The 17,043-nt window shown below is 51.2% G+C and carries 16 protein-coding genes and 1 other RNA gene; 9 read left to right on the forward strand and 8 right to left on the reverse strand.

The window, feature by feature from the left end; all coding sequences use genetic code 11:
* Window positions 1–49: 49 nt before the first annotated feature.
* From cof to amtB, 6 genes are all read left to right on the forward strand, one after another.
* Window positions 50–868, forward strand: a complete 819-nt coding sequence (gene cof / locus ACJHX4_RS01210) for an HMP-PP phosphatase (protein ID WP_000113027.1) — start codon at window positions 50–52, stop codon at window positions 866–868.
* A gap of 152 nt (window positions 869–1,020) precedes the next feature.
* Window positions 1,021–1,479 carry a DNA-binding transcriptional regulator DecR gene (gene decR, locus ACJHX4_RS01215; RefSeq protein ID WP_000884589.1) on the forward strand — a complete coding sequence of 153 codons (459 nt, stop codon included), beginning with the start codon at window positions 1,021–1,023 and terminating at the stop codon, window positions 1,477–1,479.
* Between the two features lie 29 nt (window positions 1,480–1,508).
* Window positions 1,509–3,281: a SmdA family multidrug ABC transporter permease/ATP-binding protein gene (locus ACJHX4_RS01220; protein ID WP_001235630.1), complete on the forward strand. Its 1,773-nt coding sequence runs from the start codon at window positions 1,509–1,511 to the stop codon at window positions 3,279–3,281.
* Window positions 3,274–5,055, forward strand: a complete 1,782-nt coding sequence (locus tag ACJHX4_RS01225) for a SmdB family multidrug efflux ABC transporter permease/ATP-binding protein (protein ID WP_001256214.1) — start codon at window positions 3,274–3,276, stop codon at window positions 5,053–5,055. The genes ACJHX4_RS01220 and ACJHX4_RS01225 overlap by 8 nt, the downstream gene beginning before the upstream one ends.
* A gap of 180 nt (window positions 5,056–5,235) precedes the next feature.
* On the forward strand, window positions 5,236–5,574 hold the full coding sequence (gene glnK / locus ACJHX4_RS01230; RefSeq protein ID WP_000780338.1) for a P-II family nitrogen regulator: 339 nt from the start codon (window positions 5,236–5,238) through the stop codon (window positions 5,572–5,574).
* A gap of 29 nt (window positions 5,575–5,603) precedes the next feature.
* Window positions 5,604–6,890 (forward strand): ammonium transporter AmtB, encoded by a 1,287-nt coding sequence (gene amtB, locus ACJHX4_RS01235; RefSeq protein WP_000685051.1) that lies wholly within the window; start codon window positions 5,604–5,606, stop codon window positions 6,888–6,890.
* A 48-nt stretch (window positions 6,891–6,938) separates the two neighbouring features.
* Here amtB and tesB read toward each other — a convergent pair whose 3' ends face one another.
* Window positions 6,939–7,799, reverse strand: coding sequence for an acyl-CoA thioesterase II (gene tesB / locus ACJHX4_RS01240; RefSeq protein ID WP_001295832.1), 861 nt, complete (start codon window positions 7,797–7,799; stop codon window positions 6,939–6,941).
* Between the two features lie 217 nt (window positions 7,800–8,016).
* Here tesB and ACJHX4_RS01245 point away from each other — a divergent pair, with 217 nt between their 5' ends.
* Complete coding sequence (locus ACJHX4_RS01245; protein WP_000779831.1) at window positions 8,017–8,589, forward strand: YbaY family lipoprotein; 573 nt, start codon at window positions 8,017–8,019, stop codon at window positions 8,587–8,589.
* A 30-nt stretch (window positions 8,590–8,619) separates the two neighbouring features.
* Here the strand turns inward: ACJHX4_RS01245 and ACJHX4_RS01250 are convergent, their stop codons facing one another.
* On the reverse strand, window positions 8,620–8,931 hold the full coding sequence (locus tag ACJHX4_RS01250) for an MGMT family protein (RefSeq protein ID WP_000409908.1): 312 nt from the start codon (window positions 8,929–8,931) through the stop codon (window positions 8,620–8,622).
* Window positions 8,932–9,093: 162 nt separating this feature from the next.
* Here ACJHX4_RS01250 and ffs point away from each other — a divergent pair.
* Together ffs and ACJHX4_RS01260 are read left to right on the forward strand one after the other, a co-directional pair.
* Window positions 9,094–9,190, forward strand: an RNA gene (gene ffs, locus ACJHX4_RS01255) — signal recognition particle sRNA small type.
* A gap of 119 nt (window positions 9,191–9,309) precedes the next feature.
* Window positions 9,310–9,663, forward strand: coding sequence for a DUF1428 domain-containing protein (locus ACJHX4_RS01260; RefSeq protein ID WP_000878135.1), 354 nt, complete (start codon window positions 9,310–9,312; stop codon window positions 9,661–9,663).
* 41 nt (window positions 9,664–9,704) lie between these two features.
* Here ACJHX4_RS01260 and pdeB read toward each other — a convergent pair whose 3' ends face one another.
* The 6 genes from pdeB to acrB all read right to left on the reverse strand — a co-directional run bounded on the left by pdeB (window position 9,705) and on the right by acrB (window position 17,043).
* The gene (gene pdeB / locus ACJHX4_RS01265) at window positions 9,705–11,255 is read right to left on the reverse strand and encodes a cyclic-guanylate-specific phosphodiesterase PdeB (protein WP_001385227.1); all 1,551 of its coding nucleotides are present in this window, start codon (window positions 11,253–11,255) and stop codon (window positions 9,705–9,707) included.
* A 163-nt stretch (window positions 11,256–11,418) separates the two neighbouring features.
* Window positions 11,419–11,889, reverse strand: a complete 471-nt coding sequence (locus tag ACJHX4_RS01270) for a YlaC family protein (protein ID WP_000136192.1) — start codon at window positions 11,887–11,889, stop codon at window positions 11,419–11,421.
* A gap of 115 nt (window positions 11,890–12,004) precedes the next feature.
* Entirely contained in the window at window positions 12,005–12,556 is a 552-nt protein-coding gene (gene maa, locus ACJHX4_RS01275; protein ID WP_000102539.1) for a maltose O-acetyltransferase, read from the reverse strand.
* A 173-nt stretch (window positions 12,557–12,729) separates the two neighbouring features.
* Window positions 12,730–12,948: an HHA domain-containing protein gene (locus ACJHX4_RS01280; RefSeq protein WP_001291435.1), complete on the reverse strand. Its 219-nt coding sequence runs from the start codon at window positions 12,946–12,948 to the stop codon at window positions 12,730–12,732.
* A gap of 25 nt (window positions 12,949–12,973) precedes the next feature.
* Window positions 12,974–13,348 (reverse strand): Hha toxicity modulator TomB, encoded by a 375-nt coding sequence (gene tomB / locus ACJHX4_RS01285; protein ID WP_000344800.1) that lies wholly within the window; start codon window positions 13,346–13,348, stop codon window positions 12,974–12,976.
* A 545-nt stretch (window positions 13,349–13,893) separates the two neighbouring features.
* The gene (gene acrB, locus ACJHX4_RS01290; RefSeq protein ID WP_001132478.1) at window positions 13,894–17,043 is read right to left on the reverse strand and encodes an efflux RND transporter permease AcrB; all 3,150 of its coding nucleotides are present in this window, start codon (window positions 17,041–17,043) and stop codon (window positions 13,894–13,896) included.

Below are 17,043 nucleotides of genomic sequence, written 5' to 3' on the forward strand. Positions count from 1 at the left end.
TCAGGTGATACTCAATCACCATTAACTGTGTCACAGAGTGGAGAAAGAAATGGCTCGTCTGGCAGCATTTGATATGGATGGCACTTTATTGATGCCTGACCATCATTTAGGTGAGAAAACCCTCTCTACTTTGGCGCGGCTGCGTGAACGCGACATTACCCTCACTTTTGCCACGGGGCGTCATGCGCTGGAGATGCAGCATATTCTCGGGGCGCTATCGCTGGATGCATATTTGATTACTGGCAACGGAACGCGCGTGCATTCTCTGGAAGGTGAACTTTTACATCGTGATGATTTACCTGCGGATGTCGCGGAGCTGGTGCTGTATCAGCAATGGGATACCCGAGCAAGCATGCATATCTTCAATGACGATGGTTGGTTTACCGGGAAAGAGATCCCTGCGTTGTTGCAGGCATTTGTCTATAGCGGTTTTCGTTATCAGATAATCGATGTCAAAAAAATGCCACTCGGCAGCGTCACCAAGATCTGCTTCTGTGGCGATCACGACGATCTTACACGCTTGCAGATCCAGCTATACGAAGCATTAGGCGAGCGTGCACATTTATGTTTTTCCGCCACGGATTGCCTCGAAGTGCTGCCGGTGGGCTGCAATAAAGGCGCTGCATTGACGGTGCTGACCCAACATTTAGGTTTATCGTTACGCGATTGTATGGCCTTTGGTGATGCGATGAACGATCGCGAAATGTTAGGCAGCGTCGGTAGCGGATTTATTATGGGCAATGCGATGCCGCAACTGCGCGCGGAGCTCCCGCATTTACCGGTGATTGGACATTGCCGAAATCAGGCTGTCTCTCACTATTTGACGCACTGGCTGGACTATCCACATCTACCTTATTCCCCCGAATAACGAGATCCCTTCCAGCACCGGGCAATTGCCCGGTTTTTTTTGCGTTGAATTTGTCATTTTGTGCCGTGGTGCTTAAACCGCACAGAATAAATTGTCGCGATTTCACCTTTAAAATAGAATTAAAAGAGAAAAAAATTCTCTGTGGAAGGGCTATGTTAGATAAAATTGACCGTAAGCTGCTGGCCTTGCTACAGCAGGATTGCACCCTCTCTTTGCAGGCACTGGCTGAAGCCGTTAATCTGACAACCACCCCCTGCTGGAAGCGTCTGAAACGGCTGGAGGACGACGGTATTCTTATCGGCAAAGTCGCCCTGCTGGATCCGGAAAAAATAGGCCTCGGCCTGACCGCCTTTGTGCTGATAAAAACGCAACATCACAGCAGCGAATGGTATTGCCGCTTTGTCACGGTGGTTACCGAAATGCCAGAAGTGCTGGGGTTCTGGCGCATGGCTGGTGAATACGATTATCTGATGCGCGTCCAGGTTGCCGACATGAAACGCTACGACGAGTTTTATAAGCGTCTGGTAAACAGTGTACCGGGGCTGTCGGACGTCACTTCCAGCTTCGCGATGGAACAGATTAAATACACCACTTCTTTACCCATCGAATAAATATCCAGAATCAAGTCAGGACACAACGCGTGCGATTATTTGCTCAATTAAGCTGGTATTTCCGTCGGGAATGGCGTCGCTATCTCGGGGCTGTCGCCTTGCTTGTCATTATCGCGATGCTGCAACTGGTTCCGCCAAAAGTGGTTGGTATTGTTGTTGATGGCGTGACAGAACAACACTTTACTACCGGGCAGATCCTGATGTGGATCGCCACCATGGTGCTGATTGCCGTTGTGGTTTATCTCCTGCGTTACGTCTGGCGCGTATTGCTGTTTGGTGCGTCTTATCAACTGGCTGTTGAACTGCGTGAAGATTATTACCGCCAGCTAAGCCGGCAGCATCCTGAGTTTTACCTGCGTCATCGCACGGGCGACCTTATGGCCCGTGCGACAAATGACGTCGATCGCGTCGTGTTTGCCGCCGGAGAAGGGGTGCTGACGCTGGTGGATTCACTGGTAATGGGCTGCGCTGTGTTGATTATGATGTCTACGCAAATTAGCTGGCAGTTGACCTTATTTGCCCTGTTGCCGATGCCAGTGATGGCGATCATGATCAAGCGCAACGGCGATGCCTTGCATGAACGCTTTAAGCTGGCACAGGCGGCGTTTTCCAGTCTTAATGACCGCACCCAGGAAAGCCTCACCAGTATCCGCATGATCAAAGCCTTTGGTCTGGAAGATCGTCAGTCGGCGTTATTTGCCGCGGATGCCGAAGATACCGGCAAAAAAAACATGCGGGTGGCGCGTATTGATGCTCGTTTCGACCCGACCATCTATATCGCGATTGGTATGGCGAACTTGCTGGCGATCGGCGGCGGTAGTTGGATGGTGGTGCAGGGCAGTTTAACGCTGGGCCAGCTCACCAGTTTTATGATGTATTTAGGTCTGATGATTTGGCCAATGCTGGCGCTGGCATGGATGTTTAACATTGTGGAACGTGGCAGCGCGGCGTATAGCCGAATTCGTACCATGCTGGCCGAAGCGCCAGTCGTTATTGATGGTAGTGATAAGGTGCCAGAAGGTCGTGGTGAACTGGATGTGAATATTCGCCAGTTTACGTATCCGCAGACTGACCATCCTGCGCTGGAAAACGTCAATTTCGCCCTGAAACCCGGTCAGATGCTGGGTATCTGCGGGCCGACTGGTTCCGGCAAAAGTACCCTGTTGTCGCTCATTCAGCGTCATTTCGACGTCAGCGAGGGTGATATCCGTTTTCATGATATTCCTCTGACGAAGTTACAACTCGATAGCTGGCGTAGCCGTCTGGCGGTGGTCAGCCAGACACCATTCCTTTTTTCCGACACCGTGGCGAACAACATCGCGTTGGGTTGCCCGAATGCCACCCAGCAAGAGATTGAACACGTAGCGCGGTTAGCCAGCGTACATGACGATATTTTGCGTCTGCCGCAAGGTTACGACACAGAAGTGGGCGAGCGCGGTGTGATGCTTTCTGGCGGACAAAAACAGCGTATCTCCATTGCTCGAGCGTTATTAGTCAACGCGGAAATCCTCATCCTTGATGATGCGCTTTCAGCGGTGGACGGACGCACAGAGCACCAGATCCTGCATAACCTGCGTCAGTGGGGGCAGGGAAGAACGGTAATCATCAGTGCCCATCGCCTTTCTGCACTGACGGAAGCCAGTGAAATTATTGTGATGCAGCACGGGCATATCGCCCAGCGTGGCAATCATGATGTGCTGGTACAACAAAGCGGCTGGTATCGCGATATGTATCGCTATCAACAACTGGAGGCGGCGCTCGACGACGCCCCGGAAATTCGCGAGGAGGCCGTCGATGCGTAGTTTTAGCCAACTGTGGCCGACTCTCAAGCGTCTGTTAGCGTACGGTTCACCGTGGCGTAAACCGTTGGGGATTGCGGTCCTGATGATGTGGGTTGCGGCGGCGGCAGAAGTCAGTGGGCCGCTGCTTATCAGCTATTTTATCGACAATATGGTAGCGAAAAATAACCTGCCGTTGAAAGTGGTTGCAGGGCTGGCGGCGGCGTATGTTGGGCTGCAACTGTTTGCAGCCGGGCTACATTACGCGCAGTCGCTGCTGTTTAATCGGGCGGCAGTAGGCGTAGTGCAACAGTTGCGTACCGACGTGATGGATGCTGCGTTACGCCAGCCATTAAGCGAGTTTGATACCCAACCCGTCGGGCAGGTGATTTCCCGCGTCACTAATGACACTGAAGTGATCCGCGATCTCTACGTTACCGTAGTGGCAACTGTCCTGCGTAGCGCCGCACTGGTGGGCGCGATGCTGGTGGCGATGTTCAGCCTCGACTGGCGAATGGCGCTGGTGGCGATAATGATTTTCCCGGTGGTGCTGGTGGTAATGGTGATATATCAGCGTTACAGCACGCCGATTGTCCGTCGTGTGCGCGCTTATCTGGCGGATATCAACGACGGCTTTAACGAAATCATCAATGGCATGAGCGTTATCCAGCAGTTCCGTCAGCAGGCGCGATTTGGCGAACGTATGGGTGAGGCCAGTCGTTCACACTATATGGCGAGGATGCAAACCCTGCGCCTCGACGGTTTTCTGCTGCGTCCGCTGCTGAGTCTGTTTTCATCGCTCATTCTTTGTGGCTTGTTGATGCTGTTTGGCTTCTCCGCCAGCGGCACCATTGAAGTGGGCGTGTTGTATGCGTTCATCAGTTATTTGGGGCGACTTAACGAACCCTTAATCGAACTGACCACGCAGCAGGCGATGCTGCAACAGGCTGTTGTTGCTGGTGAGCGCGTTTTTGAGCTGATGGACGGACCGCGCCAGCAATATGGCAATGATGATCGCTCGTTGCAGAGCGGCACCATCGACGTCGATAACGTGTCATTTGCTTATCGCGATGACAATCTGGTGCTAAAGAACATTAATCTCTCTGTGCCTTCGCGCAACTTTGTGGCGCTGGTCGGGCATACCGGCAGTGGCAAAAGCACCCTCGCCAGTTTATTGATGGGCTATTACCCGCTAACGGAAGGTGAGATTCGCCTTGATGGTCGTCCATTAAGTACGCTAAGTCACAGCGCGCTGCGCCAGGGCGTGGCAATGGTGCAGCAAGATCCGGTGGTGCTGGCGGATACCTTCCTCGCCAACGTGACGCTGGGACGTGATATCTCTGAAGAACGCGTCTGGCAGGCGCTGGAAACCGTGCAGCTGGCGGAGCTGGCGCGTAGCATGAGTGATGGTATTTACACGCTGCTTGGCGAGCAGGGGAATAATCTCTCAGTCGGGCAAAAGCAACTGCTGGCACTGGCGCGCGTGCTGGTGGAGACGCCGCAAATCCTGATCCTTGATGAGGCAACCGCCAGCATTGACTCCGGGACTGAACAGGCGATTCAACATGCTCTGGCGGCGGTGCGTGAACATACTACGCTTGTGGTGATTGCTCACCGCTTATCGACTATTGTTGATGCCGACACCATTCTGGTGCTTCATCGTGGGCAAGCCGTGGAGCAGGGCACTCACCAGCAACTGCTGGCGGCCCAGGGACGATACTGGCAGATGTATCAACTGCAACTTGCGGGCGAAGAGCTGGCAGCCAGCGTGCGTGAAGAGGAATCATTGAGCGCCTGAATAGCGCAATATTTCATCGTTGGTGCAAAAATGTAACGCACTGTGCACTGTCATAGTGCGTTTTCATTTTCAATCTTCTTAACTTCCTGCTCTCTTTCTCGTTTTTCATTTCTGGCACACCGCTTGCAATACCTTCTTCGTGTAGCAGAACCATTACCGAATTCTGACCGGAGGGGATCTATGAAGCTGGTGACCGTGATAATCAAACCATTCAAGCTGGAAGACGTTCGTGAAGCGTTATCTTCCATTGGTATTCAGGGCCTGACCGTCACCGAAGTGAAAGGTTTTGGGCGTCAGAAAGGGCATGCCGAGCTGTACCGGGGGGCGGAATACAGCGTCAACTTCCTGCCAAAAGTAAAAATTGATGTGGCGATTGCTGATGACCAACTCGATGAAGTGATCGATATCGTCAGCAAAGCGGCTTACACCGGAAAAATTGGCGACGGCAAAATCTTCGTCGCTGAATTGCAACGCGTCATTCGTATTCGTACCGGCGAAGCCGACGAAGCGGCGCTGTAATCTCTGGCACACAGCAACAGGAACGAAAAATGAAGATAGCAACGATAAAAACTGGGCTTACTTCACTGGCGATGCTGCCGGGACTGGTAATGGCTGCACCTGCGGTGGCCGATAAAGCCGACAATGCATTTATGATGATTTGTACTGCGCTGGTGCTGTTTATGACTATTCCGGGGATTGCCCTGTTTTATGGAGGGCTGATTCGTGGCAAAAACGTGCTGTCGATGCTGACGCAGGTGACCGTGACGTTTGCACTGGTCTGTATTCTCTGGGTGGTTTACGGCTACTCGCTGGCGTTTGGCGAAGGCAACAACTTCTTCGGCAACATTAACGGGTTGATGCTGAAAAACATTGAACTGACGGCGGTGATGGGCAGCATTTATCAGTATATCCACGTGGCGTTTCAGGGATCGTTTGCCTGCATTACCGTAGGCTTGATAGTTGGGGCGCTGGCGGAACGAATCCGCTTCTCAGCTGTGTTGATTTTTGTGGTGGTATGGCTGACGCTCTCTTACATTCCGATTGCGCATATGGTCTGGGGCGGCGGTTTGCTGGCTTCTCACGGTGCGCTGGATTTCGCGGGTGGCACGGTAGTGCACATTAACGCCGCAATCGCCGGTCTGGTGGGCGCGTATCTGATAGGCAAACGCGTGGGCTTCGGCAAAGAGGCGTTTAAACCGCACAACCTGCCGATGGTCTTCACCGGGACTGCCATTCTCTATATCGGTTGGTTTGGCTTTAACGCCGGGTCAGCGGGCACGGCGAATGAAATCGCGGCACTGGCATTTGTGAATACTGTGGTCGCAACCGCGGCGGCAATTCTTGGCTGGATCTTCGGTGAATGGGCGCTGCGTGGTAAGCCTTCACTGCTGGGAGCGTGTTCTGGCGCGATTGCCGGTCTGGTCGGCGTGACGCCAGCCTGTGGTTACATTGGGGTTGGCGGCGCGTTGATTATCGGCGTGGTAGCTGGTCTGGCGGGCTTGTGGGGCGTTACCATGCTCAAACGCTTGCTGCGGGTGGATGATCCCTGCGATGTCTTCGGTGTGCACGGCGTTTGTGGTATTGTCGGCTGTATCATGACCGGGATTTTTGCCGCCAGCTCGCTGGGCGGCGTGGGCTTCGCTGAAGGTGTGACGATGGGCCATCAGTTGCTGGTACAGCTGGAAAGCATCGCCATTACGATTGTCTGGTCTGGTGTGGTGGCATTTATCGGCTACAAACTGGCGGATCTGACGGTTGGTCTGCGTGTACCGGAAGAGCAGGAGCGAGAAGGGCTGGACGTCAACAGCCACGGCGAGAATGCCTATAACGCGTAACAAGCACTGCAAAAAACAGCCGGACGGTTTTCACCTCCGGCTATTTTTTTAATTGTGATTACGCATCACCCCTTCCTGAACGGTCGAGGCAACCAGCACGCCGTCCTGGGTATAAAACTCACCGCGCACAAAGCCGCGTGCGCTGGACGCCGAGGTGCTTTCCACGCTATACAGCAGCCATTCATTCAAATTAAACGGGCGATGGAACCACATGGAATGGTCAATGGTGGCAATCTGAATCCCCGGTTCGAGAAAACCGATGCCGTGCGGCTGTAGAGCTACCGGCAGGAAATTAAGATCAGAAGCATAACCGAGCAGATACTGATGAACGCGCAGATCATCCGGCACGCTACCATTTGCGCGGATCCACACCTGACGATGCGGTTCTGCGACGTGACCTTTCAGTGGGTTATGAAACTCCACCGGACGGACTTCCAGCGGACGATCGCAGATGAATTTATCTTTCAGCACTGGCGGCAGCAGGTGCGCCAGCGATTGGGCGATTTGCGTTTCTGAAGGCAGGCCATCAGGCGCTGGTGCGGACGGCATTGTTTTTTGATGTTCGAAACCCGCTTCTGGTGCCTGGAAAGAGGCAGTCATATAAAAAATCGGTTTGCCGTTTTGAATAGCAGCAACCCGGCGGGCGCTGAAGCTGTTACCGTCACGCAGTGTTTCGACATCATAAATAATCGGCTTCTTACTATCGCCAGGGCGAAGAAAGTAGCTGTGAAAAGAATGTACCAGCCGCTCGTCAGGGACGGTCTCTTTTGCAGCATACAAGGCCTGACCCACGACCTGGCCGCCAAATACCTGGCGTAAACCTAAATCTTCACTCTGGCCGCGAAAGAGTCCTTCCTCAATTTTTTCCAGATTTAACAATGTCAGTAAATTTTTTAGCGCCTGACTCATATAACTCTCCAGTAACAAAGCTGCCGCAGCAAGCCAAAGTGAGTTGAGTATAACGCAAATTTGCCACTGGTCCGATGGGTGCAATGGTCTGAATTACGGGCTAATTACAGGCAGAAATGCGTGATGTGTGCCACACTTGTTGACGTTACTATTTTGTTAACCACTCTTCCGGCGAGGAAAGTTAGCCCGCTGGTGCATTGATAATAAGGAGAAGTGAATGAAACTCGTGCACATGGCCAGTGGTTTAGCGGTTGCGATTGCGTTGGCGGCTTGCGCAGATAAAAGCGCGGATATTCAGACGCCAGCACCGGCTGCAAATACGTCTATTTCAGCAACACAACAACCTGCTATCCAGCAACCGAATGTCTCCGGTACCGTTTGGATCCGTCAGAAAGTCGCACTGCCGCCTGATGCCGTGCTGACCGTGACACTTTCTGACGCGTCGTTAGCCGATGCGCCGTCGAAAGTGCTGGCGCAGAAAGCGGTGCGTACCGAAGGTAAACAGTCACCATTCAGCTTTGTTCTGCCATTTAACCCGGCAGATGTTCAGCCGAACGCGCGTATTCTGTTGAGTGCGGCGATTACCGTGAATGACAAACTGGTATTTATTACCGATACCGTTCAGCCGGTGATCAACCAGGGCGGAACTAAAGCCGACCTGACATTGGTGCCGGTGCAGCAAACCGCCGTGCCGGTTCAGGCTAGCGGTGGCGCAACGACTACCGTACCTTCAACTTCACCAACCCAGGTGAATCCGTCTTCGGCAGTTCCAGCTCCAACGCAATATTAAGCGAAGTTAACCCTCTCCGCCCGGAGAGGGTTAGTAGTTCCAGCGATAAAGCTGCAAGTCGATTTGCCCGCTTCCCGACACCATCACACCTTCTGCCAGTAATGCCTGTCGCTGACGCTGTAAATCCGGTCCGGTCAGTGAAATGGTGCCGTGGCGATTAACCACCCGGTGCCAGGGCAAGGTGCTGCCTTCGGGGAGACGCTTTAACACACCGCCAACCTGGCGCGCGGCACGGGGCGAGCCCGCCAGTTTCGCCACATCACCGTAAGTGGTGACATAGCCTTCGGGAATAGCGGCTACGATTTGCCAGACGCGTTGGGGAAATGAATCTTCTTTTTCCATCTTTTCTTCCTGAGGTAATTTTTCAGCATAATCTGGAAAAACGCCCGAGTGAAGCCGCATTGCGCAAGAAACCAGCATCTGGCACGCAATGGGTTGCAATTAGCCGGGGCAGCAGTGATAATGCGCCTGCGCGTTGGTTCTCAACGCTCTCAATGGGGGCTCTGTTGGTTCTCCCGCAACGCTACTCTGTTTACCAGGTCAGGTCCGGAAGGAAGCAGCCAAGGCAGATGACGCGTGTGCCGGGATGTAGCTGGCAGGGCCCCCACCCATTTCTGCCTCCTACCATTTCGTCAAAAAATCCCAACATGGCTAAACTTTAACCACAACTGACGTCGCAAGAATTGTCTGGCTGCGCAGTACGCTTCGGAGGTATGTCTGATGAAGTATGTTGATGGTTTTGTTGTTGCCGTTCCTGCCGATAAAAAGGATGCCTATCGGGAAATGGCCGCTAAGGCCGCGCCATTATTTAAAGAGTTCGGGGCGCTTCGTATTGTCGAATGCTGGGCCAGCGATATACCGGATGGTAAAGTGACCGATTTTCGTATGGCGGTGAAAGCGGAAGAGAATGAAGAGGTTGTCTTTAGCTGGATTGAATACCCTTCAAAAGAGGTCCGCGACGCTGCTAATCAAAAGATGATGTCGGACCCACGGATGAAAGAGTTCGGCGAGTCCATGCCGTTTGATGGTAAGCGAATGATCTATGGCGGATTCGAGTCAATCATCGACGAGTAGGTAGCGTGACGGGCTGTGCGGCGTGCCGTCAGCCCTATAATTCACAAATGTTGCTCGGCCCAGCGTAAGAAATCCTCTTTCGGTAATGCCTTGCTGTAGAGCCAGCCCTGACCGTAGTGCACGCCATGCTGGCGTAGCCACTCTTCTTGTTTACTGGTTTCGATTCCCTCCGCAACCATTTTCAGTTTCAGTGTTTTTGCCATTTCGATGATATGTGGCGTGACATTCTTATATTCCAGCGCATCAACGAAAGATTTATCGATCTTCAGAATGTCGACATCCAGATCCTGTAAATAGCTTAAACTTGAATACCCTGTACCAAAATCATCGAGATAAATTTCATGGCCCGCCTCCCGGTAGCGAGAAATTATCGGGGCGCTGGTTTTCGGATCGGCAAACTCGCGTTCAGTGAGTTCAAGCGCGATCTGTCTGGGATTAACCTGATAGTGATTGATCATTTCACGCAGCAATTGCGGGATTTTTTCCGAGGTGAGCACGGTGGATTCAAGATTGATCGAAATATGCTGCTGAGGATGCTGACGCAGCCAGTCGCCCATATCTTCAAAGACGCTTCTTATAATCAGTAGCGTCAATGGCTCAGAAAGGCCCGTTTGCTGTGCCAGCGGAATAAAACTATCTGGTGACAACCAACTACCGTCTGTCTGCGGCCAGCGCGCCAGTGCCTCAGCACCGACAATTTTGCCATTGGCTAAGGAGACAATCGGCTGATAGTGCACGCAAATATCACGATTTTCGATAGCATCCTGCAGCCGATGATGCGGTGACTGGATACGGCGCAAAATACGCAGCACAAACATCGCTGCCAGCAGGCCAATCACCAACCCGAGCGGTAACCAAATAAAGACTTGCCGATACCAGCCTTTCTGCAACATTTTCGTTGAAGCCCAGGTGATGATCGAAATATTCATCTCCGGTAAGGGCAGGATATCGTAAATGATTCCATTATTTTCGATATGCTCACCGGGTGTTTTTTGTAGCCTGGTAATAATTCCCTGAGCAAGTTCATCGCTGCTGGTTATGACAACGTTATGGGCATTGCCAATAATGGCGGCATCAATTTGCCATGAGCTATAGGGAATGACATCAATAAAGGAAGCGGGGTCGATCATGACGACATAATGTGCCGTTCCCATGGCGACCATGTAACGGATAATGCCTAAATCGTTATGCGATGTTAACCAGACACGATAACCATCTTTCGAAATTTTACCTGGCTCGGGGAAGGTATCGGGCGGGCTTTCATGCTCCAGAGACGAACATTGGGGAACGTTGTTATCGATATAAACCACTTCCTGAATATAGCGATAACTGTAAGATACCCGACGCATTTCCATGAGATGGGCTTCGCTACAGGCAGCGCCTTGCCATCTTTCCAGCTCTTGCAGCGCATCTTTCCCTTGTGTCGCCACCTTATTGGCCCGAATAGCGACGCGGGAGGAATACGTATTCAGCTCTTCAATAAATGACGTTTCTACCTGCTGATGGGCCAGCCAGATGCTTAAGCCGACAGGCAGCAATACTGAAAGAATCAGTACTCCCGAAATAAGGCCGACCAGATGTCGTGTTCTCACCAGCATATCCTTATTAACACAGTGTAGGGAAAGTATATCTGATTGTGGAAAAAGGCTGGCAGGAGATAAGGAGGTAGAGCTGGTATTTCATGAAGTGATGGGTGGAAGCAATCGTTGTCATTTGACCAGGCGTAGAGCTTTACGCCTGGTATGTACCCCTAACTTAAGATGTTGATTCGGCTCGAGCGAGGGTAAAAATATCGTAAAAAGATAGTTCACCTTTACGGACGATCATTTTTTGCAGTTGTTCTTTATGAACATCCGCGACACGTGGAGAGTTCAGGATGGCTTCAACCAGCGCGGCAGGTACAAAGCGCGTGTTGTACCATTCGCCGTTATAGCAAACGCGGAAATCCAGCACGTCGATATCTTCATAGCGGTAGCGTGGGTAGACATCGAAAAAGAAGAAACCATTAAGCAGGATAAATAATACAACCAGTAGCCAGACAGAGCCTGAAAGCGTTTCGGATTGCAACATCACCGCCAGGGTAGCAAAAAAAGCAACGTACATACCGATAAACAGCCCCGGATGTTTACGGATAAAACTGATACTAAAGCGGGGTTTGTTGTCGCGTTTTTCGCGGGTATTCAGAGACTCAATCGTTTCGGTCAGCAGGCGTTGTATTTCGGTCATCGTTTGCCTTCGTGATATCTGCAACTTTCCAGGGAACACCCTATTTTAACGTGGGAATAGTAGAGGGGAAGTAACAGATTTGCCACGATTTTGCATAACAGTTGAGAAAAGCTGGTTACAATTTTTTAATGATTCTGGCTGGATTACCGCCCACGACAACGTTGTCCGGGACATCTTTTGTGACAACTGCACCTGAGGCTACCACGACGTTATCACCAATGGTCACACCAGGGTTAATGACTGCACGTCCGCCAATCCAGACGTTATTACCGATGGTGACGGGTTTCCCCAGTTCAGCACCGCTATTACGTGCTACAGGGTCGATGGGATGTGTTGCCGTGTAGATATGAACGCCTGGTGCCAACATACAGTTATCACCAATGCGAATAGGGCAGACATCAAGCATCACGCAATCGAAGTTGGCGAAAAAATTATTGCCGAGAAAAATGTTATAGCCATAGTCACAGCGAAACGTTGGCTCAATATAAGCCTCTGTCACCTGACCGAATAAATCAGCAAGAATTTGCTGGCGTAATGTGTGCTCTTCCGCCAGGGAATGATTGTATCGGTGAATAAGCCGACGAGCGCGCAGGCGATCGCGAGATAACGCCTCATCTGCCGAGTGATACAACTCACCAGCAATCATCTTTTCTTTTTCTGTGCTCATTACTGACTTCCGGTTGCTGAAAATGCGGCAACACAGTAAGACGAAAAGTCAGTGAAGAGAACGTTCCCATTACATCTGTGTGATGAAGATCACATAGGGTATGCCTTCATGGCGAAAAAAAGTATAAAATTCTTAATAAACAGCCGGTTATAGCTCCGAAAGCGAGTTATTTATTAGCGAATAAATTTCCATACTGAGGAAGGGATCTTGTCGTACAGTTTATTCATGGTCAATTCGGCGAGGCGGTGATCTGCGGCTGAGTAAAATACCGCCAGTTCATTATCTGATAATTCGTATTTATTTTTCTCGATAACACGCTCCAGCGTGTCAATTGTCTGGCAACGACGTAAACGCATTAAATAATCGGTTTTCGTTAAAGGTTTTTCGGACATACTTCTACCCATGGTTGTAATAATTCTAACAAGATAAACTCGCAGGATTCTCTTTCGTCGCATTGACAAAACAACGGAATAGTCGATTACCTGACTTCCGCCATTTCTGAAGATCCTGCATATTAATACCATAACTACTGAACAACATAAAGGTGTCATCCAGATATTCGTCGATCTGCTCAATGAGCTTATTGTCTTCATTATACTTAATTTTGTAATTAAGTGCGAAGGTCGCAATATGCTCAATCAGTTCATTCAACTGGAGGTTGATCGCCGAGGTTGGGTCGTTAACCCAGCCATGATTGCTTTCTTCAAGGTTTGCAAGGCAGTCATGATACAGGGTTTCACAGAGAAACTTAAGCTGTGCGATATCATGTCTTTTGGGTGAGTATTCATCCATAACGCGTCCCCTTCTTAGCGGTTGAACTAACGGACACCTTTCGGGATGGAAAAAACTTACTGACCTGGACTTGCCCTCTCGTTTGTTAGCTTAACTATAAGCCACTCTTTGCAGGTTTTCATCGCATTATTACGAAAAATTACAATTAGGAAGGAAGCGGGACAGGACTCACTTTTTCATACTAGCACCAACCCGCAGCAGGTAAAAGCAGTTTGCTCGAACTGTTCATAACATTTCAGAATTATCGCCAGAAGAAATTGGTGACACTAATACCAGGATTGCTCTGAATATGACGTAATAACCGAGGAATGAATAAAGAATTACCGCAAATAATTAAGAATAGCCTCTAAATGGTTATGGATTATTAAATCTATTAGCGCTACTTAATATAAATTAACTAACAATCAGTATTTTTTATGAATTTTATACGTGGTTAATACTGGTTTTCGTATGGGATCCTGAGTTGGTGGTTCAATACATCCTTAATGTTCGTAGGTTATGCATAAAAAAGGCCGCTTGCGCGGCCTTAGTGATTACACGTTGTATCAATGATGATCGACAGTATGGTTGTGCTCGATATCTTCATTCTTGCGGCTAAAGCGGCGGCGAACCACCACAAAGAATACCGGAACGAAGAAGATTGCCAGTACCGTTGCGGTCACCATCCCGCCCATTACACCGGTACCTACTGCGTTCTGCGCGCCGGAACCAGCACCAGTACTGATAACCAGCGGCATAACGCCGAGGATAAACGCCAACGAGGTCATCAGGATTGGGCGTAAACGCATCCGCACCGCATCAAGCGTCGCTTCAATCAGACCTTTACCTTCTTTATCCATCAAGTCTTTGGCGAATTCGACGATAAGTATCGCGTTCTTCGCCGACAAACCAATGGTTGTGAGCAGGCCTACCTGGAAGTAAACGTCATTGGTCAGGCCACGGAAGGTGGCAGCCAGCAACGCACCGATAACCCCCAGCGGAACGACCAGCATAACGGAGAACGGAATCGACCAGCTCTCGTACAGCGCAGCCAGACACAGGAACACGACAATCAACGAAATCGCGTACAGTGAAGGTGCCTGGTTGCCGGAGAGACGTTCCTGATAGGACATCCCCGTCCAGTCATAGCCAACACCGGTAGGCAGTTTGCTCGCCAGTTGTTCCATCAGCTCCATTGCTTCACCGGTACTTTTACCCGGTGCCGCCTGGCCTAAGATTTCCATAGATGGCAGGCCGTTGTAACGTTCCAGACGCGGCGAACCGTACTCCCAACGAGAAGAGGAGAACGCCGAGAACGGCACCATCTGACCATCAGCAGCACGAACATACCAGTCGCCGATATCATCCGGCAGCATACGGTATTTCGCCTCTGACATGACGTAAACTTTCTTCACACGACCGCGGTCGATAAAGTCGTTCACATAGCTACCGCCCCATGCAGCGCCCAGAGTGGTGTTAATGTCGTTGATAGAAACACCCAGCGCCTGCGCTTTTTCCTGGTCGATATCAATCTTAAACTGCGGGGTATCTTCCAGACCGTTTGGACGTACGCTGGTCAACATATCAGGGTGCTTCGCTGCTTCTGCAAGCAACTGGTTACGCGCCTGAGTCAGTTTTTCGTGACCAAGGCCAGCCTGGTCAATCAGCTCAAAGTCAAAGCCGGTTGCGGTACCCAGTTCCACGATTGCGGGCAGGTTAAAGGCGAAAACCATCGCATCTTTGATTTGCGAGAAAGCACGTGTTGCACGCATGGTAATCGCTTCAACTTTGTTTTCTTCGCCCGGACGATCGGCCCAGTCCTTCAAGGAAACGAACGCAATACCGGTATTCTGACCACGTCCCGCAAAGCCGAAGCCGTTAACGGCGAACACCGACTCAACGTTGTTCTTTTCTTTGGTCAGATAGTAATTCGTTACCTCATTGAGCACTTTCTGCGTACGTTCCTGCGTTGCACCTGCTGGCAGCTGAACCATGGTCATAAATACGCCCTGGTCCTCATCTGGCAAGAAGGAGCTTGGCAGACGCACGAACAGATAGGCCATGCCGACCACGATGATCAGATACAGCACCAGGTAACGCCCCGTACTGCGTAGAATACCGCCTACGCTGTCGGTGTAGTGGTGCGTGCTCTTCTCGAACATGCGGTTAAACCAGCCGAAGAAGCCTTTTTTACCTTCCCCGTGATCGCCTTTGGCAATCGGTTTCAGCATGGTGGCACAAAGAGCCGGAGTCAGGATCAACGCCACCAGTACCGACAGCGCCATTGCTGAAACAATGGTAATAGAGAACTGACGATAGATAGCACCAGTAGAACCGCCAAAGAAGGCCATCGGTACGAATACCGCCGACAGTACCATCGCGATACCGACCAGAGCGCCCTGAATCTGCCCCATCGACTTACGGGTGGCTTCTTTTGGTGGCAAACCTTCTTCCGCCATCACACGCTCAACGTTTTCTACCACAACGATGGCGTCATCCACCAACAGGCCGATGGCGAGCACCATCCCGAACATTGTTAGCGTGTTTATCGAGAAGCCAAAGGCGGCAAGGACGGCAAAGGTCCCGAGCAATACCACCGGTACGGCAATGGTCGGAATCAACGTCGCGCGGAAGTTCTGCAAGAACAGATACATTACCAGGAACACGAGGATGATCGCTTCGACCAGCGTTTTAACCACTTCGTGAATAGAGATTTTCACGAACGGTGTGGTGTCATACGGGTAAACAATTTTCAGACCCGACGGGAAGAACGGTTCCATCTTCGCCAGTTCAGCACGGATTGCCGCAGCGGTATCCAGCGCGTTCGCACCGGTCGCCAGCTTGATCCCCAGACCGGAAGCCGGTTGGCCGTTAAACTCTGCGATGATGTCGTAGTTCTCACCACCCAGCTCAATTTTCGCCACATCACGCAGCAGCACGCGGGAACCATCCTGATTCACTTTCAGCAGGATTTTGCCGAACTCTTCAGTAGAGGTCAGACGCGTCTGAGCAATAATAGAGGCGTTAAGCTGTTGGCCTTTCACCGGCGGCGTACCACCGAGCTGACCAGCTGCAACCTGGGCGTTCTGTGCTTTGATGGCGGTAATGACATCAACCGGCGTTAGCTGGAATTTGTTCAGTTCATTCGGGTTCATCCAGATACGCATCGCGTACTGTGAACCGAACAACTGAACGTCACCCACGCCCGACGTACGGCTGATGGCATCTTTCATATTCGCCGCCACGTAGTCGGAGATATCCTCCTGCGTCATGGTGCCATCGGTGTTGATAACGCCGACAACCATCAGGAAGCTGCTGGATGATTTCTCAACGCTCACCCCTTGCTGCTGTACTTCTTGCGGCAGCAACGGCATCGCCAGCTGCAGTTTGTTCTGCACCTGAACCTGCGCGATATCCGCATCAGTACCAGACTCAAAGGTCAGGGTGATCTGCACGGTACCCGTGGAGTCACTGTTAGAGGACATGTACATCAGGTTATCGATACCGTTCATATTCTGTTCGATAACCTGTGTCACCGTGTCCTGCACTGTTTTCGCATCAGCGCCAGGGTAGGAGGCGGAGATCGTTACTGCCGGCGGTGCAATCGTAGGATATTGCGCCACCGGCAGTTTGAGGATCGCCAGCCCCCCTGCCAACATGATGATAATGGCGATCACCCACGCAAAAATTGGGCGATCGATAAAGAAATTAGGCAT

Source organism: Escherichia sp. WS2035 (assembly GCF_046487065.1).
In the GTDB taxonomy this organism is placed as follows: domain Bacteria; phylum Pseudomonadota; class Gammaproteobacteria; order Enterobacterales; family Enterobacteriaceae; genus Escherichia; species Escherichia coli.

What these genes read in the sequence shown, in the direction of transcription:
- ACJHX4_RS01260 (WP_000878135.1), top strand. Translation starts at nt 9,310, where the DNA reads ATGAAGTATGTTGATGGTTTTGTTGTTGCCGTTCCTGCCGATAAAAAG.
- ACJHX4_RS01280 (WP_001291435.1), bottom strand. Translation starts at nt 12,948, where the DNA reads ATGTCCGAAAAACCTTTAACGAAAACCGATTATTTAATGCGTTTACGT.
- decR (WP_000884589.1), top strand. Translation starts at nt 1,021, where the DNA reads ATGTTAGATAAAATTGACCGTAAGCTGCTGGCCTTGCTACAGCAGGAT.
- ACJHX4_RS01245 (WP_000779831.1), top strand. Translation starts at nt 8,017, where the DNA reads ATGAAACTCGTGCACATGGCCAGTGGTTTAGCGGTTGCGATTGCGTTG.
- acrB (WP_001132478.1), bottom strand. Translation starts at nt 17,043, where the DNA reads ATGCCTAATTTCTTTATCGATCGCCCAATTTTTGCGTGGGTGATCGCC.
- maa (WP_000102539.1), bottom strand. Translation starts at nt 12,556, where the DNA reads ATGAGCACAGAAAAAGAAAAGATGATTGCTGGTGAGTTGTATCACTCG.
- tomB (WP_000344800.1), bottom strand. Translation starts at nt 13,348, where the DNA reads ATGGATGAATACTCACCCAAAAGACATGATATCGCACAGCTTAAGTTT.
- amtB (WP_000685051.1), top strand. Translation starts at nt 5,604, where the DNA reads ATGAAGATAGCAACGATAAAAACTGGGCTTACTTCACTGGCGATGCTG.
- cof (WP_000113027.1), top strand. Translation starts at nt 50, where the DNA reads ATGGCTCGTCTGGCAGCATTTGATATGGATGGCACTTTATTGATGCCT.
- ACJHX4_RS01225 (WP_001256214.1), top strand. Translation starts at nt 3,274, where the DNA reads ATGCGTAGTTTTAGCCAACTGTGGCCGACTCTCAAGCGTCTGTTAGCG.
- tesB (WP_001295832.1), bottom strand. Translation starts at nt 7,799, where the DNA reads ATGAGTCAGGCGCTAAAAAATTTACTGACATTGTTAAATCTGGAAAAA.
- ACJHX4_RS01250 (WP_000409908.1), bottom strand. Translation starts at nt 8,931, where the DNA reads ATGGAAAAAGAAGATTCATTTCCCCAACGCGTCTGGCAAATCGTAGCC.
- ACJHX4_RS01270 (WP_000136192.1), bottom strand. Translation starts at nt 11,889, where the DNA reads ATGACCGAAATACAACGCCTGCTGACCGAAACGATTGAGTCTCTGAAT.
- glnK (WP_000780338.1), top strand. Translation starts at nt 5,236, where the DNA reads ATGAAGCTGGTGACCGTGATAATCAAACCATTCAAGCTGGAAGACGTT.